The following is a 26,062-nucleotide window of genomic DNA, read 5'->3' as shown; positions in this document are numbered from 1 at the left end:
ATCGCTTGACGGCCGCCCCTAAAAATCCTTCGCTGTGGGTATATAATAAGATTACACGCCATGTTGCCAAAAACAATCAAGCTGAATCGTTCAAGCATGGTATTTGAAGGGATACAAAGCTACAAACTATTTATCATTTTTTTATTGACTTACGCAAAAACAATCATGTTTTTTTTACAGAGTTAATACATTTTAGACATCAATGCTAATAGCTAGTCATAGTTTGAAACTAAATTTCATAAACTAATAGGATCGTTTCATAGGCAGAGCGGTTACTAAGATAAACAATAATCCAGCAGCCACCACCACTGAAGGCCCTGTGGGAGTATTGTAATAATATGATAGAGCAATACCTAAAATAACAGCAAGACAACCTAACCCACTTGCCCATATTGCCATTTTCTCAGGAGAAGCAGCGAGTTTTCGTGCAGTGGCTGCTGGAATAATTAATAGTGATGTGATCAAAAGTACACCGACAATTTTCATGGCAACCGCAATAACCATCGCTATCAACAGCATCAGTACCATGCGCATGGTATTAACTGGAATACCTTCTACCCGAGCAAGCTCTTCATGAATAGTAATTGATAGCAAAGGACGCCATAACCAGCAAACCAAACCAATCACTAAAATGCCACCACTATAAATCCACAACAAGTCAACATTGTTTACTGCTAATAAATCACCAAATAAATAGCCCATTAAGTCTATGCGAATATTATCCATAAGGCTGACAATAACCAACCCCAGTGACAATGTACTATGAGCAAGAATTCCAAGCAGAGTATCTGTAGCAATGTTGCGGTTTTGCTGAAGAGTCACCAATAATAATGCTAATAATATACAACAGATAATTACAGCAATATTCAACTGGACTTCTAGCATAATTCCCAACGCAATGCCCAACAAGGCAGAGTGTGCAAGTGTGTCGCCAAAATACGCCATACGACGCCAAACCACAAAGCAGCCAAGCGGACCTGCAATCACAGCAATACCTAGCCCCGCTAAACAAGCACGAACTAAAAACTCAATCATTGTGGATAACGGCTCCATCTGTACTATGGGTGTGATCATGATGATGAGCATAAACAGCAAACTCACTTTCTTGCTCACCAAATAATGCAATATATGCAGGATCATTTGTCACATGTTCAGGGTGCCCGGAGCAACACACATGCTTATTTAAACAAACTACCTTATCAGTCGCCGCCATAACCAAATGTAAGTCATGAGAGACCATTAACACACCACACCCCAGTTCTGAGCGAAGTGCTGCAATTAATTTGTACAACTCTCGTTGTCCAGTAATATCAACCCCTTGAACTGGCTCATCAAGGACCAGTAAGTTTGGTTTTTGCAATAAGGCTCTTGCTAACAGCACGCGTTGCATCTCTCCACCAGACAAGCCATATACAGGTTGATTAACCAAATGTGCTATGCCAACTTGCTGCAGAACCTTTGAAATATCTGTTGCTTTTTCTTTTTTGGCAAGCCGGAGGAAATGCTTTACTGAAAGAGGCAACGTAGGCTCAACACTTACTTTTTGAGGCATATACCCTATGGTTACACCATCCCGCATTTGTCGTGTTCCAGAAGTGGGGTTTAACAAACCCAGCACTACTCTAACCAAGGTGGTCTTGCCTGCACCATTTGGTCCTATAAGCGTGACAATTTCCTTTTCAGAAATGGATAGCGTTACATTTTGTAGGATTGGTTGGTCTGCATAGCATACATTGATATCTGTGAGCTGTAGTAATGGTACCGACATAAAGTATCCTAAACCTTACAATTTGGGCAAACACCCACCACTTCAACCATTTCATGAGAAATTTGAAAATCGTACTCTGATGCCGCCCGCTGAATACTTTTACTCACCTTGTCACTATGTAACTCCAAGGTAATGCCACACTGGTTACAAATAAGAAAATAGCCTTGATGCGGACATTCAGGGTCTGAACAGCCAATAAATGCGTTGAGAGATGCGATTCGGTGAATGAGTCCCTGCTCTAATAAAAAATCTAATGCACGGTAAACGGTAGGAGGAGCAGCATTACGACCATCCTCTTTAGCGAGCACTGCCAAAATATCATAAGCCCCCAAAGGTTTGTGGCTACGCCATACAAGCTCTAAAACCCGAAGACGTAACTCCGTCAGTCTTACGTTATTCCGCTGACAAACCTGTTGAGCTTTCTCCAACGCACTGGCGATACAGCTGTCATGATTATGGGGAGTCAGCGCTGTGGGGTTCTTGGTATTCATGCTGGGAGCAAACCTGAAACATAATTGTTATAATATAACATACTAGTGTACTATGCACACTCCCTGTATAGACTTCTGGTGCTCAAGATTTGCTATGTTGCCTAAGCTTCTTTCACTCATAAAACACTGTATTCATTCTCAGTGGTTACGCCAGTTACTATGTATTTTACTGGCTTTTACCACACCATTTGCTAATGCTACTTTATCTTCTCCTCCAAAAGTCGTCGCATCAATTAAACCAATCCAACTAATTGCTGCTGCAATTACAGAGGGAGTTTCCTCTCCAGAAGTACTGTTACCTCCTGGTGCATCGCCTCATCATTTTGCCTTAAAGCCCAATCATATCCGACAAGTAAATGAAGCAGATTTACTCATCTGGGTAAGTCCGACACTGGAAAGCTTTTTACCAAAGCTACTCAGCCAAAAGGCATCCCAATCAACGCTAAAGCTTATCTCACTACCAGAAATTAAACTGCTACATGATCAGCACAGCCATGAGCATAGCAACACAGAGCACGGTAATAAGCATGATGAGCACCTATTGGATATTGACCCACATATTTGGCTAGGACCTGATAATGCATTAGTCATTGCCCAGCAAATAATGCTTAAATTAAGCGATATAGATAAAGAGCGGGCTACTTTATACCGTGATAATTTTGTTCGCTTCAAAAATCAACTCGACAAATTAAATAAAACTCTCAAGCCTCAATTACAACCTGACAGCCTTTTGCCTTTAGTTGTTTTTCATAATGCTTATGGTTATCTGGAGCACTACTACAACTTACCCGTTGTGGATTATGTCAGTGCCTCTCCAGAAAGAATGCTAGGTGTAAAACAAGTGATTTCGCTGAGAGAGCACCTTAAAACTTTGGGTAAAACGTGTTTATTTGTTGAGCCTCAGTTTAACAGTGCTATTGTTGATAACCTCATTGATGGACTGCCAATTACCATTGCGTCCCTAGATCCGCTGGCATCTGATATAAAAGCTCAAGGGGACGCATATATCCTATTCCTAAAACAAATACTTACCACTGTGAGTCAATGTAGGCGAGAACAATAACGTACCACTGTACCCCACCACTGAATATAACCTTCACGAATGATTTCTAGGTTTTGTTATCGTCTCTCCTCACCCCAATCACCTATTAATATAGGCTCATGGGGCTTCGTCACTCGATGGCCGCACCTAAAAACCATTCGTATTGGGTATACAAATAGCGTTAAGCTGTCTTTATTATGACTTTAAAGAAAGCATTTAGACAGCTTACACACTTTACATATTGTTTTCGATTTTTTGAAATTTTTCTTAACACCTTTCTCTTTTCTATTTTTTGCTGGTAGCTTAACTATACTCACACAGATAATCATCCCACGTTATGTTTGCAGAGCGTTATGCAGACTTTAGGCAAAAGTGTTTTAGAAAATAGCTTTTAAGATAAAGGGTATATGTGATTGCTCTGCTATATAACTCATTGTGAGTGCCCATTAAAAACTTTAAAACATAACTGGTTAAATATTTAGTCTGATCTATTATTAGAAACAAAGGATTATACCACAAGGAAGGTATTGTGACTTCTGCAATAAAAGAGTTGAGTAAACCTCTACAGCTCTATGAAGAATATATCAATACACGCAAACAAACAGAGTTGCTGTGCAACCCATTAGCAATAGAAGACTATTGCTTACAAGCCATCACTGAAACCAGCCCAGTAAAATGGCATTTAGCACACACTACTTGGTTTTTTGAAACTTTTTTACTTAAACGTGAGCTTAAAAATTACGAGCCTTATCACTGGTCTTTTGAGCAACTGTTTAATTCTTATTATCAAGGTGTAGGTACGCCATTTCCCCGCGAAAAACGTCATTTATTGTCTCGTCCAACGGTGAGAGATATTTATAATTATCGCCGTTATGTTGACAACGAGATGAAACAGTTACTGCACAGGTGTAACCCTATCTCATCAGGTTATGATGATATTTTATTTCGAACTGAACTTGGCCTCAATCACGAACAACAACATCAAGAATTACTTTTAACTGACTTGAAGTATAATTTATTTCAAAATCCACTTTATCCTGCTTACGAAGAAATCTCCGACCCCACACATAATGAAACCCCCATGTTGGAGTTTATCGAATTACCCGGCGGAGAACACACTGTTGGCTATCAAGGGCAAGCATTTGCATTTGATAATGAAATACCCGCTCACAAGGTCTTTTTACCATCTTACCGTTTAGCATCGCGACTGGTCACCAATGGTGACTATTTAGAGTTTATTGAAGATGGTGGTTATCAAACACCTGCATTATGGTTGGCTGATGGTTGGGAATGTATTCAAAAGCACCAATGGCAGGCACCACTGTACTGGAAAAAAATGGAAGGTGATTTTTTCGAGTATACCCTCGCAGGCCTTCGTCCATTAGATTTAAATTTACCTGTAACACATATTAGCTTTTATGAAGCTGATGCATACGCGCGTTGGGCAAATTGTCGTCTACCCTCTGAGTTTGAGTGGGAATCTGCAGCATCAACGACACATAAAGATGGTAATTTTTTGGAAAGTGGCCACTATCACCCCCAAGCAGCTCGACTGAGTAATGGTATACAACAGCTGTTTGGGGATACCTGGGAATGGACGTCTTCAAGCTACCAAGCCTACCCAGGCTTTCAAACCTTTAATGGTGAAATCGGTGAATACAACGGCAAGTTTATGTGCAATCAAATTGTACTTCGGGGTGGCTCCTGTGTATCCCCTAGAAAGCATATACGAGCCTCTTACCGAAACTTTTTTTACCCTCATCACCGCTGGCAATTTAGTGGCATTCGACTGGTAATGAATTAAACAAGAGCTTAGTTTCATGACTGCAACTAAAAAAAAAATACAGTTTCATGATTTACATCCCAAACTAGAAAGTATGCGGGATGAGGTTTTCACAGGTTTATCTACTCACCCTAAACAGCTACCTGCCAAATATTTTTATGATCAGCGAGGGTCTGCCCTTTTCGACAAAATTACACAGCTACCAGAATATTATTTAACTCGATGTGAAATTAGTATACTCCAACAATATGCAGATGATATTGCCCGTCACATCGCCCCAGAAAGCATTTTGGTAGAGTATGGAAGTGGTAGCAGCCAAAAAATCAAAATCCTTCTGGAAGCTGTACAGCCCGCTATTTACATGCCACTGGATATTTCTAAAGAACATTTACTAAACTCAGTAAACGCTTTAGCTACTCACTTTCCTGATCTGGCAATCCATGCAACATGTGTAGACTATAGCAAGCCTTGGAAATTACCAACCTTACACGATTCACACAAACCTTCTATTGTTGGTTTTTTTCCAGGATCAAGTATTGGCAATTTTGAGCCTCGTAGAGCAATAGAGTTACTGCAACGTATTCATGATGCACAGGGGATAGGCAGCAACTTACTAATGGGTATTGATTTATTAAAAGACATCAAAGTACTACATGCAGCTTATAATGATGAACAAAAAATAACAGCCCAATTCAACTTAAATATCCTTCACCATATTAATCGGGAATTGCATGGTAATATAACCGTTGATTATTTTAGCCATTGTGCGTTCTTCAACCCTAAACACTCTCGCATGGAGATGCATTTAACCAGCAACCTTGATCAAATCGCACATATCTCAGGAAAGACTTTTCACTTTCGTATGAATGAAAATATTCACACAGAGAACTCTTATAAATATTCACTGAACAGCTTTGAACAATTAGTGCGAATTGCAGGCTTTAAAGTAGACGCGATTTGGTCTGATGACCAACAACAATTTGCTATTGTTAATCTTCATGCTGTATAGCCTTTAAAGATCACTTTTGAAAAGTAAAGCAAGCCTTCCTTGGCTAACACAACTCAGTGTAATTTCAGACGGGGGCGAATGACATGATTAATTTTGTCGTTTAGCCAAATAAGGCTTGTTCTAAAAAAGCCATGTAATGCTATTTGATGAAGCCGATAAAGGGACACGTACATAAACCGAGCAACGCGGCCTTCTATCATTAAGTTCTTGCCCGTTAAGTTCCCCATTAAGTTGCCCACACTACCATACCGACTGAACGAAATCAGTGAGCCGCGATCTTTGTAAACATAAGGGATGGCATCTAGTCCTTGCAAGCGCCGCTGTAATGTTTTAGCTAATAACGTTGCCTGCTGGTGAGCTGCCTGAGCTCGGGGAGGCACGGGTTTATCTGAGTCTGGTTGTGGACAGTTTGCACAATCACCCAACGCAAAAATAGATTCATCCTTTGTTGTCTGTAATGTCTGCTTAACCACAAGCTGATTATTTCGGGCTGTTTCCAAACCATCCAGCGTGGTTAAAAACTCAGGCGCTTTAATACCTGCAGCCCAGACTTTCAATTGCGCAGGAATAAACTCTCCACTGGCTAACTGTAAACCATGGGCCTGAATCTCTTTAACCGAGTCATGAGTAATAACTTTAATTCCTAGTCGCTCCAACTCTTTTGTTGCTGCCAAAGAGATTCGCTCAGGTAATGCGGGTAAGATTCGAGGCGATGCCTCAACTAAAGAAATATTAATATCATCCCGGGAGATATGGTTTAACCCATAGACAGGTAATTCTCTTGAAGCCATCCTTAACTCAGCAGCCAATTCAACCCCTGTTGCACCAGCCCCAATAATCGCAATATCGAGCGGTACCTTGTCATAATTGGCTTTGAGGAAGCTATTAAGGAGAACTTTATGAAAACGTTTTGCTTGTGCAAAACTATCAAGGAATAAGCAGTGATCTGCAGCACCTGGTGTGCCAAAATCATTGGTCTGACTACCCACAGCAATAACTAAGCTATCGTAGTTAATGATACGCTCACCAACGACTTCACCTTCCTCTTCATCAATAACAGGCGCTAAATGTATTTGCTTTTTATCCCGCTCCAGGCCAGTCATTCGACCAAGTTGAAACTCAAAGCCATTCCATTTCGCTTGGGCACGATAGTTAACTTCATTAGCGGTATAGTCCATTGAGCCAGTCGCCACCTCATGTAACAACGGCTTCCAGACATGAGTTAAATTAGCATCAACTAAGGTTATTCTAGCTCGCCCTTTGCGGCCAAGCGTTTTTCCTAGCTTAGTGGCTAGTTCAAGACCGCCAGCACCCCCACCAACAATCACAATATGATGGCCATTTTCTTCTATGCTCATAAGGTGTTTTACCTTTAACGAATGATAAAACTTGTCTACAAACACGTATGATGGCCATTTAACAACCAGAATATAGCAACTGCTATCCGCCATACATCAGCAAATAGTGATTATCAGACCATTACCGCGTTTGCTTTACAACACGCTGCAAAGCATGTTGCTTTTAAAATCATTCCAAGTGCTGATGGCTAGCTTTGTCCTAAAAAAGTGTCTTATTTATTTCTGTAACTGGATCATTTTACTGCTGAAAGCGACACCTGAACGTTATAGCCTTTATTATCTTGTTTTTAATTATGTAGCTACTAATCTACTTTTTTACATTTCTTACTTTTCTTACATTTAGTTGCCTTAGCAATTAGTCTTAAGCTATTTCCTAGGTAAGAGCGTTCCAATATCAGTGAGTTATCGACTCTCTATCAATAACCTTGCAAAGGCAACAATGGCTGATTGTAATAGGTAGCGAGATGATTGGAAAGGCTATTGATCTCTGTGTCATATGAAATAAGCTAACCACTAAACTCGCAGCTACCTCCACCACAGCAAGGTTTTCCTGTTGCACAAGGCGGTTCATTCGTTCTGTAGGCCTGACTAGACACAACATTACCGCCTGTAGCAAGCTTAATAACCTTAGCATTGACATCTGTATCTCCAGGTGAAACACCTGCTAGCTGACACAGTGCTCCCCAAGTGAGAATTTCTTCATTCATGCCATGAAATACTTCAACAACCTGTCCGTTACTTGGGCAGCGATAATCATATGTTGGCATTGCCAGCACCTCATCATCAATTGATTGAGCTTTGTATACCCTTTGCTTCAGAGAGCAACCAGAGTTATAGCTGATATGCTATCAAAGGTCATACTTATGGAGAAGGGTGATTTATGCCTAATACGGTATTGCTATCAGCATAATCCATACACTTTTAAGCTACCCCCATCTTTGTGGTAAGCACCCGTTGATAAAAAAATAGGCTGCACTAAGCAGCCTATAAAATTAATCAAATATAAGCATCAATTAATTACTGAACAATAATCACATCATCTGGAGCTGGAGGCATTGGCTCATCGGGAATAGTTGGCCCCCCTGGTTTACCTGGACGATCAGGCTTGCCTGGCTTATCAGGTCGCCCTGAGTGCAGCAGTTTGCGCAACTTTTGATACTTAGAGATTGTTAGCGCTTCCTTCAAATGATCCATTGAAGGCTTGGCAGCTTTATGTACATTTTGCATTAACTGCTTCAGCTGTTCCTCAGTCACACCTGCTTCAGCAAAAGCTTTGTCTTTTTCAGCTTTAGCCTCAGTGACTAGTGTTTTAATATTACTAATTTGCTCTGGCGTTAATTCTAATTCATTCAAAATTTTGTCAATATCTTGAGATTCAGCTAATTTAAAGACAATCATAGGAGACATAAAACCACCACCATGATGTCCAGGCCTAATACTTTCTGTGTCTGCATGAACAAAACTGCTGAGAGGCAAGGCCGATATTGCTGCAATAGCAATATATTTATGGACTTTTGTAAAACTTATACTTTTCATCATAACTTCCTTGGTTACCTAATACATACCTTTAATATACGATTACTCAGCACAAATTAATTAGAGTTATTACACACTTAATATCGCTGAGTAGTCCTTTTTTATTTTTTGCAAAAAAATTCTGTTGAAAGCCAAGTCATCTATCACTCAAAATACAACATGAACCAAATACTTCAGCAGCATGTGACTTGAACCAATAATAAACTGATAACAAATGATGATATTAGCCGCCCACTTTGTATAAGGAAAAACTATGCAGCCACAAAAGTAACACATAAAATCAAACTCAATTTAGAGCATCTCTAATAAAAAACTAACACTGCTACATATCACACACTTCATATTGGATCATTGAACAGTAGCTATAAAAACCAGGAAACAACTTGTCAATATACACCAAAGCATCCCCCCATACTCGATAGTATGCTATAATTACCTTTTCACCAAAAATATTTATAAATGCTGAAAATAGTGCAAGCTCTTTCAAATAGTACAAAACACCCTCTGACACATTTAATTTATTTATCGTTCTACACTTTGCTCTAGAAGTAAGATAACGATAGGTCATCACATTAACAGAAAGTTGAAATTCTTTATTGTTATCATACTCCTTCAATATTAAACATAAGTTATTCTGATACCTTGTGTTTACTTCAATTTCACTTGACCAGTCTATAATTTTAAAATTACTAATACATAGCTCTGACTGCATAATATCAACTACACGAGCCAACCTATTGTTAGTTTGATTAGTATCTTTTTTAGCTTTTTTTCTTGCCATATCAGCTGTATAGCCAATTCCAAGAAAATTATGAATATGGATTTCTCCTGGCACCAAAATATATACAAAAGGAGACAGCTTACATAAACCTGACAGAATACTAATCATATTTTTCTCACTAAAGTAGCCATTTCCAGGGCTAATGCCCACAAGAATACTACTTTTCCCAAAGTACTGGTTTCCTTTTTTATACAGATTAATATGATCATTATTAACAATTGAAATACGATGCACCATATTGTTATAAATAACCATTGGCAATATCCCTATTTCCTGAATTAATAAATATCATACAATAAATAAATCTGCACCCTTTAAATAACATACCTCTACTGCAATGCTGGCAAGTCTTATTGTCAGTGTGTAAAGCAATTATCAAAAATACAACAAGCAAGGTAATTATGTATGGCTATACATTATATAGCCAACATTTTTTTGAAATTTAAATTTTTTCGTTAATTTCCATCCTAATAACAGCTTCAAATCAGCATCGATACAACCATTATTAATATTTCAATTATTAAGCAGAATTGATTTTTTAATTATACGAAACCATTAACAATACAGATATGATATACTCCAGTCACTCCTAAAAGAGCATCAATACTATCACTTAGCGCATAAGCGTTAACACAAACAATAACCAAATTTGAATTTATGATTATTACATTCACATTTATTTAGATTTTATTACAGCCATACCCAGAAATAACACTTTGTCCACCAGTTTGAGGAATAACCTGAATTTGACTGCTGATTCTTTCTTTTAGCGCTGTTACATGTGAAATAATACCAATTAGCTTACCTTCTTGTTGAAGTCCAGCCAGGGTTTCCAAAGCGATATCCAAGGCTTCTTCATCTAATGAACCAAAACCCTCATCTAAGAATAGTGAGTCAACCCGTACATTTTTGCTTGCCATATGAGACAGCCCAAGCGCTAACGATAAACTAACAATAAAACTCTCTCCTCCCGAGAGGTTTTTAGTAGAACGTTCTTCACCTGCCTGATAATTATCTATTACATTAAGCGCTAAAGGTTCTTTTTCATCTCTAATCAATAGATAACGGTCTGTCATTTTTTCAAGTTGACGATTTGCATGTGAAACCATTCGTTCAAAAGTGAGCCCCTGAGCAAAGTTCCTGTATTTTTTACCATCTACAGAGCCTATCAACGTATGTAGATTTTGCCAACGAAGACATTCATTTTTTTGTGCTTCAATTTCATTATCTTTTTCCTTAACACGCTCTCTTGCTGCACTATTTTCGGTTAACTGATGTTTAAGCTCAGCAATATTATCTCGTAGTTGCGAAAATGTATCATCATACCCTTTTTGCTGAGACTCTAGTTGATCAAGTGTCAAACTAGTAATACTTTTTCTGATCTCTGTTGCTAAACGAGCTTCTCTATCTTTCTTCTTATGCTCAAGCTCTGCACGCTTCTTTTCCAGTTCATGCTCTTTATCCTGGAGCTTATTTCGTGCTTCTATTGACAATCTAGCATCAATAAATAACTGCTCATTCGGAAACAAGTTTTTAGCTAGCAACGCCTTAAACTCATATTCTTTTTTATTTAAATCACTTTTCTTATTCGTAATTTGAGTTTTTAAGCTGCTGATTCTTGATTCAGATATTCTTAACTGCTGTTGTACTGAAATATAACTCGTTCTGGCTTGTTTTTCTGAAAGCTCAGCATCAGCAAGAGATTCAGTTAGTCGCTGCTCTTCCTGGTCTGCCTTTTTTACACCAAATAAAACATGACGCTCGTTTTTCAAAGTTTCTAGCTCTACCTTAAGTTTACTGAGCTCTACTTGTTTTTCTTTCAGAGATAAGCTATGCGTTTCTAGTATTGCAGTAATCGTTTTAACTTTACTTTCACAATCGTTTTTTTGCTGGGTTAATATCTCTTTTTTTTGTTTCTGTTGTTGCCAGTTTTTCATTCGTTCTTTAAGGCGTATACGTAACTCAGAAGCATCAAACTCTTGTAGTTCAACTATATCTATAGGCTTTAACTTATCACATATCGATTGCTTCACATCTTCATATTCCTGAATCCAAAAACTAAGCTGAGTATTTATAACTGAGCACTCTTTTTCTAATTGTTGACACTCACTACTCAAAGCAATCTGTTTTTTCTCTGCTTCAACTTGCTCATTATGGTACTTAAGTTTTATCTGTTCTTGCTTATTAAGATCTTCTACAATTAAATTAGTTTTTTCAATTAGACTTGATAAGTCAGCAATCTTTTTTTCACACTCATTTTTTTCTGGAATATTTCCCATTGCATAAGGATGGTGCTTAGCACCACATAGTGGACATGGTTTACCATCTTCCAAGCTGGCACGTTCAGACTCCAGATCCGAAATTTTTTGTAGTAAAACCATTTCTCTGTATAACGCTTCTCTTTCAGCCAAATACTCCCTAACTAATCGCCCATTAAGTAGTGTTTCTAGTTCCTGCTGCTTCAACTGAATAGAATGTTCTACTTGGCTCTGTTTCTGAGATATGTGTTTTATTTCTTCATAGATCGACTTCAACGCTTGTTTCGTAGTGTCAAAACGACTTATACAAACTTGTTTTTCTGTTTTTTTTCCCGTGAAATCGTGCTGTATTGTGTTAAGTCTTTCAAGTTGCGTTTCTATTCCTGCATATCCACTCAAAAGCCACTCATCAGCTTGATGTTGGTGTAAGTATGTCTCTACAGCGTTAAATTCTTGTTGTAATAAATGATAATTAGTTTTATAGTATTTTAGTTGATCTTCTTCACTCAACATTATTTCAGATGTTTTTTTACAAGCATCGTTACAATGGCTTATTGCTTTCATTTTATCTGTGATTTGGTGATCAACTGAACGAACTTTTTGAAGTAACGGCACTAATATTTTTTGTTCATTTTTAGTTTCAAAAATCTTTTGCTCTGCCTGTTTTAATAGTGCTTCTTTTTTCGATGCATCCAAATACAAAGAAGGAAGTTGCGTTTCTTCAGCATTAAGGCTTTGTTGCTCTTCAGCTAACTGATTACGAACTTCATTTAACAAAGCATACTTGCCATCTAATTCAGAGGCTTTTAATGCTTTCTTTAAGCGCTCTCGCTCTTGTGAAAACTGTTCATATTCAGATAGAAAGTTTTCTTCTTCATTACTAATTAAGTTTATTTCTTTTTTTAACTCATCGATATTCTTTAGCCATGTCACAGCTTTCATGTTTTCTTTTAGCTGGGTTTCGGTTAAAAGTGCTTCCTGTTCTTTATTATTCAGCTTCTGCTTAATATCCTCTTCCTGCTGTTCATCCAGTGTATTAATACCTGCAACTTCTATCTGTAGACAATTTAATACTTCGTTTTCATCACGTAAGCGTTGATGAACATGAAGCGAAATGGAAGAATAAATCTCGGTACCTGTAATTTGCTCTAAAATTTTAGACTTTTGTTCTGCGTCAGCTTTAAGAAATGTATCAAACCCACCTTGAGCTAGAAGAATGGATCGCGTAAATCGATCAAAATCCATTCCCATTTTCTCTTCAATGACATTTATGACTAAACTTTTTTTAGTCTCTATTGCTTTTCCAGTGTCTGCATCACTAATCTCATGTTTTGCCTCAGCAAGCTTACCATTTGCTTTTTTCCTTGCACGGTGCTGACCCCAATGGCAACGAAAACGTCCTACCTGGGTCTCAAACAGTACCTCAGCATAACATTCTCCTGTTTGACGAGACATTATTTCGTTGCTGCTTTTTGTTATTCTGCCCAGCCGAGGTGTAGCACCATAGAGAGCCAAACAAATAGCATCAAGAATCGTTGACTTACCTGCACCTGTAGGTCCAGTCAATGCAAAAATGCCATTTGATAGATATTCTGGGTGAGTAAAATCAATAAACCACTCACCATAAAGTGAATTTAAATTTTTAAATCGAAGTTGCAGAATTTTCATCATTAATCTCTCTATTCAGCATTAATGTCTTTTTCATAGAGAGATTTAATGATTTCATTATACGAATTTATTAAATCTGTCCGTTTTTCATTAGGGACATTATGTGCATCTAAACAACGCTTAAACACTTCACTGACATCCAAATCATCGAGTGTTTCTTCCTCCTGCATAGCACACATCACTTTATCAATAACCCGCTTATTTTTTATTCTTCGGATTTCCATTTCAGTGCCTACCACAGCTTCATTACAAACTTCACGAAGGTTACTAATAACATCTTTACCGATATACTCTATTTCTAACCATGCAGAGCTTTTTTCTAATTTTAACTGGTCTATTTTAACCAAAATCACATCAAGCGAGCCCGAAACGCGTTCCAGCTTTTGAAAACACGGTATCTCTAACTCATGAATACCCGTCGTACTATCTTTAAACTCCACAATAACTACCTTTTTTTGCTGTGAAGCTTCGCCATATCCCATTGGTATAGGTGAGCCACAATAACGTATGTGCTGTGTACCCGCCACACACTGTGGAATATGTAAGTGGCCCAATGCAAGATAATCAATTGAAGAGGGAAAAACATCTTTACCAACATGCGCTAATGAACCAACATACAACTCCCTGACCCCATCCCCCTCTATAGTTTTCCCTCCCATTGTAAAAAGATGTCCCATTGCAATAATAGGTATCCCTGTATATCCTGCATTTTCAAAGTTTTTTTGTTTTCCTTCAGCAATTGAACAAACCCTGTTGTAATGTTGCTTTACACCCTCTACAAGTTTGATATTTTTATCTTCAAGTGTTTCACCAGGCTCAACCTTACGAATATCTTTATCTCTTAGATAAGGTACAGCACACACTATCGCTTGCGGTGTATTTGATTCATCATACAAGGTGATGACTTCATCCTCAGGGCTTTCTGTAATAGCCCCTACAACATGTACATTTAATGCTCGTAATAATGATTTTGGCGCATTAAGAAATGAAGGTGAGTCATGATTGCCGGCAATAACTATGATATGCCTACAGCAGGTTCCAGAGACATCGCATAGAAAACGATAATACAATTCCTGAGATCGATGGCTAGGTGTACTAGTATCAAACACGTCTCCAGCAATTAACAAAGTATCAATTTGATGCAGTTGAATTGTCGAAGTAAGCCAGGATAAAAATGCTTCAAACTCTACATAGCGTTTCTTGCCATACAGGGTACGCCCAAGATGCCAATCAGAAGTGTGAAGAATTTTCATCAGAATCGATTTCCTTTTAATAAACCAGCTGCAGTATAACCACCCACAACACTCAGCACGCAATACAAAATATTAAGAGTCTCGTGACTTAAATCAGTTTGATAAAGGCATGTATACGAGGTTCACCATTTCTACTATTATCTTATATGATATTAAATATCAGATAGGATAAGTAAATGGCTACTGTAGTAATCAGCCTGTTAGGAACCGTGCTTGACCAAAAAGGTCGTGGTGCCAATCGCTGGGATAAGTGGCGCCCCAATGTGGCAGTTTGTATGCACCCTGAGCTTCATATTGACCGGTTAGAAATGATTCTTCACCCCAATTATATGCGAATGGGGCAAAAAGTAGCTGAGGATATAAAAGAAATATCGCCTAACACCGCAGTTAACATTCATAAAGTAAGCTGGGAAGATCCCTGGGACTTCGAACAAGTCTATGGTGCCTTACACGACTTTGCGAGCAGCTATTCATTTGATCGTGAAAACGACGAGTATTATATTCATATAACCACAGGCACTCACGTTGCTCAAATCTGTCTTTACCTCCTCACTGAAGCCCATTATTTTCCGGGCAAGCTTTTACAAACCTCTCCATCCCCCAGCATTGGTGCCAAGGGGCAGTATCACGTTATTGATTTAGATCTATCTAAATATGACCAAATAGCCCAGCGTTTCCGCAATGAGCAGCTTGTTGGTGAACAGTTACTTAAGTCTGGTATTTCAACACGTAACGTACAATTTAATAGGCTGATAAACCAGCTTGAACAAGTGGCTATTCGCTCTACAGCACCAATCCTGCTCACAGGACCTACTGGAGCGGGAAAATCACAGCTAGCCAGACAAATATTCGCACTAAAAAAACAGCGTGGACAGGTTAAAGGTGAGTTTGTTGCTATAAACTGTGCGACATTACATGGCGACAATGCTATGTCTACTCTTTTTGGTCACAAAAAAGGAGCTTTTACAGGTGCTCTACAGTCTCGTTTAGGTCTACTAAAAACGGCACATGATGGACTGTTATTTCTTGATGAAATAGGTGAATTAGGACTCGATGAACAAGCAATGCTTCTAAAGTCTATTGAAGAAAAAACATTCTACCCAATGGGAAGTGACCAGCCTATTCATAGCAACTTCCAGTTAATCGCTGGCACAAACCAAAACTTACAGCAAGCGGTTCTGGAAGGCAGATTTAGAGAAGATTTACTCGCACGAATCAATTTATGGAGCTATGACCTTCCTGGCCTCCGTGACAGAATTGAAGACCTAGAACCTAACCTTGAATATGAGCTACAGCAATTTGCTAAACAACATGGATCATTAGTGACATTTAATAGTGCGGCCAAAACCTTATTTTTAAACTTTGCTTTATCACCAGTGGCACTTTGGAAAGCAAACTTTCGGGACCTTAATGCATGTGTATTAAGAATGGCCACGCTAGCACCTGGAGGACGAATTACAGAAAGTGTTGTAGAAGAAGAAATTCTCCGGCTCAACAGGGCATGGCAGTCTCCAACACCTCTAGCTGACAAGCAAGGAATAGCGCTAGAACAGTTCCTCTCAAAAGAAGCGATAGCAAATATTGACTTATTTGATCAACAGCAGCTTTTATATGTGATTAACGCGTGTTTGAATGCGAAAAGCTTAGCGGAAGCTGGTAGAAAGCTGTTCAATATTTCCAGAAACCTGAAAAAGACACCCAATGACTCTCACAGACTAAGAACTTATCTCGGAAAATATGACTTGAGCTTTGAGCAGATTCATTCTTTAAATGCTTCATCAGCACCGGTTTAATTACCCTTAACCATTGAGCATAACCAGCTTGATTCAAGTGAAGCTGGTCTTTTTTAAATAATGAGTACCGCAGTGACTGTTTTTTATCCAAAAAAAGCCCTGCACTATCAATAAATATCACGTTTGGTTGTTTGTCTGCATACATTTTAATCAATTTGTTAGCTTGCTGAATCACTGGCCATAAATGCCAACGTTTTGGTGTTGGGTTTATGGCAATAAAAAATACGGGTACTAATGGCAATCGCTTATGAATTTTCTCAACTAACTGTTTTGTTAAGTGTAATACTTCAGTTGGAGACTTTGGGGAAGGCGACTTAATATCATTAGAGCCAACATAAAGTACAACGGCTTGGGGTTGATATGAAAAAATGACCTCTTCAGCATAATAGATGACATCATTTAATGTAGCCCCACCAAATCCACGCTTAATCACGCTAAGTGGTACGAAATCCTCAGCAAGTGTTCTCCAAAGCCGTATACTAGAGCTACCAACAAACAGTACACTCCCTATTTTAGGGGGACGTTTACGGTCTTCTTCTTGAAATGCTGCTATTTGCGCTTGCCAAATTAATGGCGAGTCAATATCCGGATTTGAGTCCAGCTTAAACCAAGCCATCAAAAATAATACAAGCATGATAAAAGCCATAAACATTTTAAGTCTACTCAGCATAACTGTACACTTTTCATCCATTTTGTAGCGAGTAATGAATTAATGTTTACAGGGACCAAACCAGCTATAACTATATAGTAGTTCTCTACTCAATATTAAGACTGCTTCGCTGACCCGTGGGGGATAGAGCGTATAAAATGGTAAGTGAAGGGTATATCTTAAATATTACTCAAAATGTCATAATACTGCCTTTTTCAAGCGATATTTCTTCTCAATTTTTTGGTAATATTAATAATAATCAGGTGAAGTATGCTACACCCACTACAAAGTGACTACACAAAATCGAAATAGATACTCTCATGATGTAATCATGGTTATACCCTTCACGAATCATTTTTAGGGTTTGTTGTCAGCACTCTTCACCCCAGTCACTTATTAATATAAGCTCCGGGGGCTTCATCGCTTGACGGCCGCCCCTAAAAAAACCTTCGTTTTGGGTATATATTCCAACTAATAGTACATTCACGATCTTGCAAACTCTAACAATATGACAAATCACTTTTTATTTACATCTTCCTGTACCCTTCTTGTCTGCCTAATTACACTGCAACTTACTTCATGTGCAGCAAAGAGAAAAGTGATAACAACTCAAGTATATGTTGAGACCAACCATGATGATAAAACCCTATTTATTGATAAAGTATTAAATAAATCTAAAACTATCTTGACTGATATTGGGTTTTCTTGCGAAGGTGGCGTCTTTTCACTAGATAGGTTGTTAACTTGCCAATCGAATGAAACGTCACTTTTATCTTCAGCGAACTCCGTTATTTCTATCTTACCTGCTGGCAATAAAGTACAGATAAGAGAGTCAGTCACGGAGCTTTCTTTTACTGGACTTAAAAGTAATTCTTCCAAGCAATCTAAAGCAATTAAATACTTATACAATGGCCTGAAAGCAGAGAGCCAGTGGTATATCAACATGCTCTAATTGTTAACCAATTATTACATTTTGGTTTTATTTTTGATTTATAAAAATAATGCTTGCGCTCAGAATATTTTTTTTGATATTAATAGCTTGACTTTTATCAATGATAGAACCAGCTAGAAACTGATTAATTAGCAAATTCACAATTAGAGTAATGCTATTAAGAACCTGGATACCTGCCTCTTTACTATAGAGAAGTTATCCGTAAAAAATTTAGTTAAATCAGCTTTATCATTATTTGGCTGTCTGTCAAAAGATAGAATATCTATCTCTTTTTAATATGTTATTTTGCAACATAATTTAAGCTAGTATTTCTCGCACTAATAAACACCAAAAGTGTATTAGCGTGTTCGTTCCAAAAGAATAATAAAATGATCGCGGTATGTATATCCAATGCGAATGGTTTTTAGGTGCGGCCATCGAGTGACGAAGCCACATGAGCCTATATTAATAGGTGATTGGGGTGAGGAGTGAAGATAACAAAACCTAGAAATCATTCGTGAAGGGTATAATAGCTGAAATTTAACAAACTCAGTAAACATTGTCGCCTAGCCTGTTGTTTGTAAATCATAACTAACATGTGTAATAAAACAAACAAAGCATATTTTTTCAAAGAGCCTACTTGGTTTGGAGTCAGATAATATTGTTATTATTTATATAATTCAGTATTTAAAATATTAATAATATTATCTTCACTAATGAAAACTATCATCCTTGCCTACCAATTAGGTAAATATCAAGGAGCGTTAAATGAGAAAAACATTAGCAGGCTTTGTATTATCATGCCTATCCTCTGTAACCCTTGCTCAATCAGAGTTTGTAGAAATTGCCCCCATCACTCGAGAGCTAGCTAAAGATATTGCTTTGCAGAGTGAAGTAATAGATAACCAATTACGTCAAAATATTCACCGTTATCAACAATCTTTGAGCTTACAACAGCTTACATCTTCAACTAATAACCAAAGCTTAAGTAAAAAAGTTTCAGCTGCAAACCTATCTCTTTCTGAGCGCAAAGGCATTGCTACCTACGAAGACAATTTATTACAAATTAGGTTAGCCGATAAGTCTATGCTTGCTGATTGGGAAGCAGGTGATGACTGGCTCGTAGCATACGTACCTGATGGTAATGAGCAAAACTGGTCAACTATCGAGGCATTTGATAAAGATGGTAATGTGCATTATTTAGATCCAAATGAAATGCCAAATATGCCTGTTTTTGTAATAGATATAAATAGTAAAAAAGACTTACAGGCAGGTTTGAAAGTACTTAATCAAGAAATTGCAAAAGCAGGACTAAAATTTAACAAAAAAGATCTTCCTCAATATAGCAGTGCTGCAAATAATCAGAGAATGCGTGAAACCGCTAAACTCACTGAGATTAGATTAAACAATGATCATGAACCCTGGGTGCTTGGTAGTTCAGAAATCTACGCAATTGTTTCAGGCATTAATCCATCTAAAAAAGAAGCTGTTCTCAATGTTGTTGACATGCCTTATTTAGATGAAGATAAAAAGACCTATTACCCAAATCAAATCATGTTGATGTGGGGTCAATATCGTTTTGGTGCTGCTAATATCATGCTCTATGAGCATGACGATAACTACAACTATAAAGAGCTTTCCAAGCAGCTTATTGGAGCTGTGAGCAAAATCGTCTCAGCCGCAGGACAACCAGAAATAGGTCTACTCATAGGTATTGGTCAAGCGATTGTTGAAGCAATGCCTGATCGCTGGTTCAGTAATGAAGATGACTATGTTGACTCATTCTATACCTTAGAAAGAGCAAGATCTTATAGTGGTTACTATGGAGCATCAGGCAATGCTCAAATAACCCTGGTTCCTTATACGTTACCCAAATAAAAGTCGATTAAATTGTACTGCTCATGCTGTCCTAAACAGATTTTGATTAAACGTGTTAGGACAGCAAACCTTTATTCAGCACTAGTAGAAAAAGTTTGATCAATCAATTTAGTCTGCTTGTGCTGTAACATAAGCCTAATAACTTCACTTCCTTTTAGTTCACCCACCCCTGCCGGAGTCCCAGTTAAAACAACATCGCCAGGTAGTAAAGTAAATTCTGTTTTAATATTTTCTAATAATGCTGTAGCTGAAAACAGCATATCCTTCGTCACACCATGTTGCCGCAAATTACCATTAATCCAACAATAAAACTCAATATCCTCTAGAGACCAGCTTGAATCAAAATGCACAAATTTGGTTATTGGACATGAACCATCAAAGGCTTTTGCCCTCTCCCAAGGATGCCCTTTTTTCTTTAGCTCTGCTTGAATATCTCTAAATGTTAAGTCTAAGGCTAAGCCTATCCCTACAATCGCCTCGGTTGGCTTAATGCCTGAATTTATCGATAAAGGCTTGCCAATCAATAACGCAAGCTCCGTCTCATAATGTAAACTCCCTTTACTTACAGGTAGCTTTACAGAGGACGTTACCTCACTATAAGCTGTTGCGGGTTTCATAAAGAGTAATGGCTGCTCTGGTACTGGGTTATTCAACTCAGCAGCATGATCTGCATAGTTACGTCCAACGCAAACAATTTTTCCTAATGACCATTCAACCTTTTGTCCATTCTCCCACCATAGTGATTTAGTCACATACCCTCCCAACTTTTTGATGGTTTAATGAAAAGAGGAAAATTGCCAGATGAGTACTTCCTGGCATATTATCTTTATAAATACATTAGCTTTTAGGATGACCGCTATGACGCCAAAACGTTTGCAACCAGACATGGATGAGCTTCTGAAAGTCATTGATGATGTAGAAGCAGCTGATGAGTGTACCACTGCAGAATTACGTCAAATCGCTGATGAAATAAATACAGCTATCAACGCTCCTGAAGCTGAGCCACCGATTGAAGCGCTTAAACACCGTCTAGAAGAAGAAGCCATTAAATTCGCTGAAAGTCATCCCGCTATTGCTTCTGCAACACGGCAAGTGCTGGATACTTTAAATAATATGGGTATATAACCCTAATGAGACGCTCTCTGTCTGACAAAAAATAATCGCTGTGCCCAAATGAACACTTCACAGGGTACAGCTGATTAACTTTGCTTCCAGTTACATATCAACCAATTTCCCGGGATTCATAATATTATTTGGATCAAAAATCCGCTTGATAGCCTTCATGTACTCAATTTCTACTGGGCTTCGTGTGTATTGTAGGAAGTCTTTTTTCAACAAGCCAACACCATGCTCCGCCGACACCGAACCTTGATATTTTTCCACAATTTCAAAAACCCACTGGCTGACATGGTGACACTTTTCTATAAAGCTCTCTTGGTCGAGCTGCTCTGGCTTTAAAATATTCAAGTGAATATTGCCATCACCAATATGGCCAAACCAGATTATTTCAAAGTCAGGATAATGTTCGGTAACAACCCGCTCTACTTCAGCAAGAAACGCAGGTACTTTAGACACAATTACTGAGATATCGTTTTTATAAGGTGTCCACTCAGCAATAGTTTCCGAAATATCTTCTCGGCAACGCCAGAGATTCTGCAATTGAGTCAAGCTTTGGCTCATCACCCCATCCATGACCCAGCCTTGCTCCAAGCATAGTTCAAAAACCTCCATTGCCTGTTCAGCAAGTTGCTCATTCAAGCACTCAAACTCCAGCAACGCATAGTAGTCTACTTGAGTCTCAAAGGGGCGTTGGACATCGCCTTTTGCCACTACTTTTTGTAGCGCTTTCTCTGAAAAGAACTCGAATGCTGTTAAATCAATCTTTTGTTGAAAGCTATTTAATACATTCATAATTGAGCTCATATCGGGCACACCCAGCAGTAAAACCGTAAGGTCTTTAGGAGGTCTCACAAGTTTCATTGTTGCCTCAACAACAAAGCCTAAGGTACCCTCTCCTCCTATGTATAGCTGGCGTAAGTCATAGCCTGTATTATTCTTAACCAGATCTTTATTCAAAGAAAGTAACTCACCTGTACCCGTTACAACTTTCAAGCCTGCTACCCAATCCCGGGTCATGCCATAACGAATAACTTTTATCCCACCCGCGTTTGTTGAAATATTCCCACCAATCTGACTAGAGCCAGCAGATGCAAAGTCAACCGGATAAAAAAGCTCATGCTCTTCTGCAAATGTTTGTAACTGCTCTGTGATCACTCCTGGCTCACAAACCACAGTCCTATCAATCGGATTGAAATCTTTAATGCTATTCATATAGTCAAAAGCAACAACAACTTCACCAGCTGCGGCTACTGCACCACCACTTAGCCCTGTCCTACCACCTGAAGCAACAAGTTGTACTTTATGCTTATTAGCAAATCGAACCAATGCTTGCACTTCAGGAATACTTCTGGGAAATACAATAGCTAGAGGCGCCGGGGTAAATACTTTCGTCCAGTCCTTACCATAAAAGCTAAGTGATTCAGCATCAGTGAGGACCTTACCTTCCACAATAATATCTTTTAGTTGAGCTATGATTTCCGGTTGACTCATTGGTTTACTCTCAATAACGTTGACTTACTCACGATCCTTATTCCTACTCAGCTTTTCTCATAGTGTGACTGAATAAGTTTCATCCTTTTACTTGCTCATAATTCTGACACACTATGTTATGATTATCCCCCCTTATAGTTTGCGAAATGAGCCATCGATGCAGAGAACATAGCCAAATACACCAACTTTGTTTCTTGTTATGCTCAAACTTACTATTTGTTAAACAGGACTTTCTAATAAATGGATTTAATCGGTGTGTGCAATCTGCTGATAATAATAATGCTTACCATGTAAGCTCGTTGTACCGGACTATGGGAAACCTATTGCTCTCTGATGAACACTATGACCATGGTAACTTCCTGATATGGCCACTACATCTTTGCAAAAAAATAAAATTAAGTTTTTACTGTTAGAAGGCATACATCCTTCTGCTATCGAGTTGCTTAATGCCAATGGCTACACCAATGTGGAACACCTCTCAACTGCGCTATCAGAAGAGGAGCTTATAGAAAAAATTGCAGATGTTCATTTTATTGGCATACGCTCGCGCACACAGTTGACTCCCAAAGTGCTTGAGGCTGCGAATAAGCTCAATGCAATTGGCTGCTTCTGCATTGGCACAAATCAGGTAGACTTATCCTCTGCTCAAGAAAAAGGTATTGCTGTCTTCAATGCTCCCTTTTCCAATACCCGTTCAGTTGCAGAGTTAGTTTTGGCTGAGGCAATTCTGTTACTAAGGGGAGTTCCAGCTAAAAACATGAAAGCCCATCGTGGTGGTTGGGAGAAGACGGCAGCGAATGCCTATGAAATTCGCAATAAAAAGTTAGGTATTATTGGCTATGGCAACATTGGCAGTCAGTTAAGCGTTATGGCCGAATCTTTAGGTATGGAAGTTTACTTTTATGATGTTGTCACTAAGCTTCCGCTCGGAAATGCTACCCAATTAGCAGATATGAAAAGCCTACTGGGTCTGTGTGATATTGTTACACTTCATGTCCCTGAAACCCCATCGACAAAATATATGATTGGGCCAGACGAGATTGCTGCCATGAAACCTGGTAGTGTACTGATTAATGCTTCTCGTGGCACAGTGGTCAATATAGATGCATTAGCTGAAGCCTTGCGTAGCCAAAAACTACTAGGTGCCGCGATTGATGTATTTCCTATAGAACCAAAGTCCAACAACGAAGAGTTTATCTCTCCACTAAGAGGTATAGATAACGTTTTACTAACACCACATGTTGGAGGAAGCACTGTAGAAGCCCAGGAAAATATTGGGAAAGAGGTTGCAGAAAAACTTGTGAAGTACAGCGACAATGGTACGACAATTACTTCTGTTAACTTCCCTGAAGTTGGCCTACCTTCACATCCTGGACAACATAGAATCCTTCATATTCATAAAAATATTCCTGGTGTACTCTCAGAAATTAACCGGATATTCTTTGAAAATAACATTAATATAAGTGGACAGTTTCTTGATACCAAAGATAAAGTGGGTTACGTAGTTATTGATGTTGAAGCAGAACAGAGCCAAATTGCCCTAGAAAAACTTCAACATGTCAATGGCACAATCCGCTGTCGTGTGCTTTATTAATTAAGATCTGATATAAAAAAGCCAGTTATTTATTCTGGCTTTTTTATTATCTTAAGTGCTTTATTTATTCTCTACCAAAGGCTGTTCACTGACTTTTTCAGTATCCTCTTTTTTATTGCGCATAAACCAGCGTTCCATTGTTTTAGAATCGCATTTTGCGACTACACAAGCCAAGCCCCAAATTAACAATAAACTAAATACCAATCTTACAAATAAAATTCCTGAAATATGTCCACCTAATAATGAAGTTAAAATAGTGTCTTCTATTAAACTATGACATATAGACAACAAACTCATTGCTAAAAAAATATCTTTTGCAGAAACATGTCCTTTATTGGCTTCTTGAATTAAGAGTCCACCACCAAAAGTAAGGCCTAGCGTCACTCCTACAATAGTAATAGTTGTTGCTTCTTCCGCAATTCCAATTCTTTTTAAAATAGGCTTCAAAAGAAATATCAAAACCCTCTCAACCCCAATCAAGCGTAATATTTTTAGCAAGGTCACCAACGAAAAAATCACACCTACAATTTTAATTAAATTAAGTGTTTCATTTTTAGCCCAGCCTAACCAGGAATGATCTATCTCTTGAGGCTCAAAGATAATAACATTTGCGTCTTGCAACCAATTCCCACTGCTGTAAATCAAATGCAACAAATAGGCGAATATAAAAGCACTAATTAACCTGAGTAAGACAACAAATATGACTCGCAAACCTGCCAGCTGAGTAATTCTCACCTCAATTGGCAAGCCATGCGCTAACAACATCAAAGCGCTAAGCACAGTCACTTGGGCCACCGTCATCGGCTCTTGCATTGAAAAGAAAATAACCATACCACCATAAATATTGGTTACAATCGTAGTAGCCCATACCAGCCCCATAGAAGATGGCAGTCCAATCAGCCCCATTAAAGGCTCTAGCGCCATACTGAAGTATTCAATGAAGCCAAGCTCCTGCATTATCTTTACGATAATCAATACAGGTATCATGACTTTAAAAAGAAGCCAGCTAAGGGAAAATGTATCTTTGATTATTTCTTTAATAAAGGCGTACAACTTAAACTGTCTGTCCATGCCAATCATCTCTACAGCTAACGCTAGCGTCTCGTCCGTGTTCCATTGCTTCTTGAAATAATACCCCACCAAGTCCAGTGGCTATTCAGTTTCAAGGTTTGCTAATAAACATAATCAACTTAGTTTTCTGATGGTACAAAACACGGCACAGATATAAGCGAATAAGAAAGGAAAATAAGTATATCGACAAGTGATAGCATCACTTCTTACTACGATAACTAAATTATAACGAGAACTGTGGCAAGTTTAGAAGAGGCTTTTTTATTACAGCCAAAAGAATAGGTATTAAGCAGGTCTTTTAAGGGTATAACAAAGAAAGAAGACAGGTGAACGAAACCAGCTGAGCATCCCTAATGATTATCTAAGCCCTATATCATTTCAGCTTAGTAAACAGCCAGCTTTTTTACGCATTATCCCTAAAAAGTAAAAAGCCCTGGCACAGTGTACCAGGGCTTCCAATATGCGCTTGACGATGTCCTACTCTCACATGGCGAAACGCCACACTACCATCGGCGCTGAGCAGTTTCACTTCTGAGTTCGGGATGGAATCAGGTGGTGCCCACTCGCTATCGTCGTCAAGCATAAACCT

20 protein-coding genes, 1 rRNA gene and 1 pseudogene are annotated in these 26,062 nt (G+C 38.4%); 8 read left to right on the top strand and 14 right to left on the bottom strand.

The annotated features are described in order from the left end of the window. Nucleotides 1-243 precede the first annotated feature (243 nt). Genes znuB through KHS79_RS24005 form a run of 3 tightly spaced genes read right to left on the bottom strand, consistent with a single transcriptional unit; the run spans nt 244 to nt 2,259 of the window. Nucleotides 244-1,035 carry a zinc ABC transporter permease subunit ZnuB gene (gene znuB / locus KHS79_RS24015; RefSeq protein WP_027709322.1) on the bottom strand — a complete coding sequence of 264 codons (792 nt, stop codon included), beginning with the start codon at nt 1,033-1,035 and terminating at the stop codon, nt 244-246. Further along, nucleotides 1,028-1,768: a zinc ABC transporter ATP-binding protein ZnuC gene (gene znuC / locus KHS79_RS24010; RefSeq protein WP_027709321.1), complete on the bottom strand. Its 741-nt coding sequence runs from the start codon at nt 1,766-1,768 to the stop codon at nt 1,028-1,030. The genes znuB and znuC overlap by 8 nt, the downstream gene beginning before the upstream one ends. An 8-nt stretch (nt 1,769-1,776) precedes the next feature. Next, nucleotides 1,777-2,259, bottom strand: coding sequence for a Fur family transcriptional regulator (locus KHS79_RS24005; protein ID WP_212722724.1), 483 nt, complete (start codon nt 2,257-2,259; stop codon nt 1,777-1,779). A 94-nt stretch (nt 2,260-2,353) separates the two neighbouring features. Between KHS79_RS24005 and KHS79_RS24000 the strand changes: the two genes are divergently transcribed. The 3 genes from KHS79_RS24000 to egtD all read left to right on the top strand — a co-directional run bounded on the left by KHS79_RS24000 (nt 2,354) and on the right by egtD (nt 6,093). Then, nucleotides 2,354-3,322 (top strand): zinc ABC transporter substrate-binding protein, encoded by a 969-nt coding sequence (locus tag KHS79_RS24000; protein ID WP_212722723.1) that lies wholly within the window; start codon nt 2,354-2,356, stop codon nt 3,320-3,322. Nucleotides 3,323-3,830: 508 nt separating this feature from the next. Then, nucleotides 3,831-5,105, top strand: coding sequence for an ergothioneine biosynthesis protein EgtB (gene egtB / locus KHS79_RS23995; RefSeq protein WP_325167643.1), 1,275 nt, complete (start codon nt 3,831-3,833; stop codon nt 5,103-5,105). 16 nt (nt 5,106-5,121) lie between these two features. Continuing rightward, nucleotides 5,122-6,093: an L-histidine N(alpha)-methyltransferase gene (egtD, locus tag KHS79_RS23990; protein ID WP_212722722.1), complete on the top strand. Its 972-nt coding sequence runs from the start codon at nt 5,122-5,124 to the stop codon at nt 6,091-6,093. A gap of 53 nt (nt 6,094-6,146) precedes the next feature. Here the strand turns inward: egtD and KHS79_RS23985 are convergent, their stop codons facing one another. From KHS79_RS23985 to KHS79_RS23960, 6 genes are all read right to left on the bottom strand, one after another. Continuing rightward, the gene (locus KHS79_RS23985) at nt 6,147-7,451 is read right to left on the bottom strand and encodes an NAD(P)/FAD-dependent oxidoreductase (protein ID WP_027709318.1); all 1,305 of its coding nucleotides are present in this window, start codon (nt 7,449-7,451) and stop codon (nt 6,147-6,149) included. 506 nt (nt 7,452-7,957) lie between these two features. After that, on the bottom strand, nt 7,958-8,218 hold the full coding sequence (locus tag KHS79_RS23980) for an FmdB family zinc ribbon protein (RefSeq protein ID WP_212722721.1): 261 nt from the start codon (nt 8,216-8,218) through the stop codon (nt 7,958-7,960). Nucleotides 8,219-8,468: 250 nt separating this feature from the next. Next, nucleotides 8,469-8,990, bottom strand: coding sequence for a hypothetical protein (locus tag KHS79_RS23975; RefSeq protein WP_212722720.1), 522 nt, complete (start codon nt 8,988-8,990; stop codon nt 8,469-8,471). A gap of 319 nt (nt 8,991-9,309) precedes the next feature. Then, nucleotides 9,310-10,023 carry a tRNA-dependent cyclodipeptide synthase gene (locus KHS79_RS23970; protein ID WP_212722719.1) on the bottom strand — a complete coding sequence of 238 codons (714 nt, stop codon included), beginning with the start codon at nt 10,021-10,023 and terminating at the stop codon, nt 9,310-9,312. Between the two features lie 425 nt (nt 10,024-10,448). Beyond that, the gene (locus KHS79_RS23965; protein WP_212722718.1) at nt 10,449-13,697 is read right to left on the bottom strand and encodes an AAA family ATPase; all 3,249 of its coding nucleotides are present in this window, start codon (nt 13,695-13,697) and stop codon (nt 10,449-10,451) included. Between the two features lie 8 nt (nt 13,698-13,705). Beyond that, a complete protein-coding gene (locus KHS79_RS23960) occupies nt 13,706-14,947 on the bottom strand; it encodes an exonuclease SbcCD subunit D C-terminal domain-containing protein (RefSeq protein ID WP_212722717.1) in 1,242 nt (413 codons plus the stop codon). A 176-nt stretch (nt 14,948-15,123) separates the two neighbouring features. On the opposite strand from KHS79_RS23960, the gene rtcR reads away from it, so the two are divergent. Then, nucleotides 15,124-16,740, top strand: coding sequence for an RNA repair transcriptional activator RtcR (gene rtcR, locus KHS79_RS23955; protein ID WP_212722716.1), 1,617 nt, complete (start codon nt 15,124-15,126; stop codon nt 16,738-16,740). A 22-nt stretch (nt 16,741-16,762) separates the two neighbouring features. Here rtcR and KHS79_RS26005 read toward each other — a convergent pair. Continuing rightward, nucleotides 16,763-17,356, bottom strand: a pseudogene (locus KHS79_RS26005) (GDSL-type esterase/lipase family protein); the annotation flags it as partial. Nucleotides 17,357-17,987: 631 nt separating this feature from the next. Between KHS79_RS26005 and KHS79_RS23950 the strand changes: the two are divergent. Together KHS79_RS23950 and KHS79_RS23945 are read left to right on the top strand one after the other, a co-directional pair. Then, nucleotides 17,988-18,341 carry a hypothetical protein gene (locus KHS79_RS23950; protein WP_212722715.1) on the top strand — a complete coding sequence of 118 codons (354 nt, stop codon included), beginning with the start codon at nt 17,988-17,990 and terminating at the stop codon, nt 18,339-18,341. A gap of 747 nt (nt 18,342-19,088) precedes the next feature. Then, nucleotides 19,089-20,198 (top strand): DUF3103 family protein, encoded by a 1,110-nt coding sequence (locus KHS79_RS23945; protein WP_094789295.1) that lies wholly within the window; start codon nt 19,089-19,091, stop codon nt 20,196-20,198. A gap of 71 nt (nt 20,199-20,269) precedes the next feature. On the opposite strand, the gene KHS79_RS23940 is transcribed toward KHS79_RS23945, so the two are convergent. Beyond that, the gene (locus KHS79_RS23940; protein WP_212722714.1) at nt 20,270-20,950 is read right to left on the bottom strand and encodes a fumarylacetoacetate hydrolase family protein; all 681 of its coding nucleotides are present in this window, start codon (nt 20,948-20,950) and stop codon (nt 20,270-20,272) included. Nucleotides 20,951-20,999: 49 nt separating this feature from the next. Between KHS79_RS23940 and KHS79_RS23935 the strand changes: the two genes are divergently transcribed. Beyond that, the gene (locus KHS79_RS23935) at nt 21,000-21,323 is read left to right on the top strand and encodes a DUF4404 family protein (protein ID WP_084611378.1); all 324 of its coding nucleotides are present in this window, start codon (nt 21,000-21,002) and stop codon (nt 21,321-21,323) included. 90 nt (nt 21,324-21,413) lie between these two features. Here KHS79_RS23935 and KHS79_RS23930 read toward each other — a convergent pair whose 3' ends face one another. Further along, a complete protein-coding gene (locus KHS79_RS23930; protein ID WP_212722713.1) occupies nt 21,414-22,808 on the bottom strand; it encodes an FAD-binding oxidoreductase in 1,395 nt (464 codons plus the stop codon). A gap of 364 nt (nt 22,809-23,172) precedes the next feature. Here KHS79_RS23930 and serA point away from each other — a divergent pair, with 364 nt between their 5' ends. Continuing rightward, nucleotides 23,173-24,402: a phosphoglycerate dehydrogenase gene (gene serA, locus KHS79_RS23925; protein ID WP_027709860.1), complete on the top strand. Its 1,230-nt coding sequence runs from the start codon at nt 23,173-23,175 to the stop codon at nt 24,400-24,402. Nucleotides 24,403-24,462: 60 nt separating this feature from the next. On the opposite strand, the gene KHS79_RS23920 is transcribed toward serA, so the two are convergent. Together KHS79_RS23920 and rrf are read right to left on the bottom strand one after the other, a co-directional pair. Continuing rightward, nucleotides 24,463-25,473: a hypothetical protein gene (locus KHS79_RS23920; RefSeq protein WP_212722712.1), complete on the bottom strand. Its 1,011-nt coding sequence runs from the start codon at nt 25,471-25,473 to the stop codon at nt 24,463-24,465. Nucleotides 25,474-25,937: 464 nt separating this feature from the next. Further along, a 5S ribosomal RNA gene (gene rrf, locus KHS79_RS23915) occupies nt 25,938-26,053 on the bottom strand. Nucleotides 26,054-26,062 lie beyond the last annotated feature (9 nt).

The sequence above is a fragment of the Zooshikella ganghwensis genome (assembly GCF_018263875.1).
In the GTDB taxonomy this organism is placed as follows: Bacteria; Pseudomonadota; Gammaproteobacteria; order Pseudomonadales; family Zooshikellaceae; genus Zooshikella; species Zooshikella ganghwensis.
Note: the sequence above shows the minus strand (reverse complement) of the source record. Positions and strands in the feature narration are given on the sequence as shown.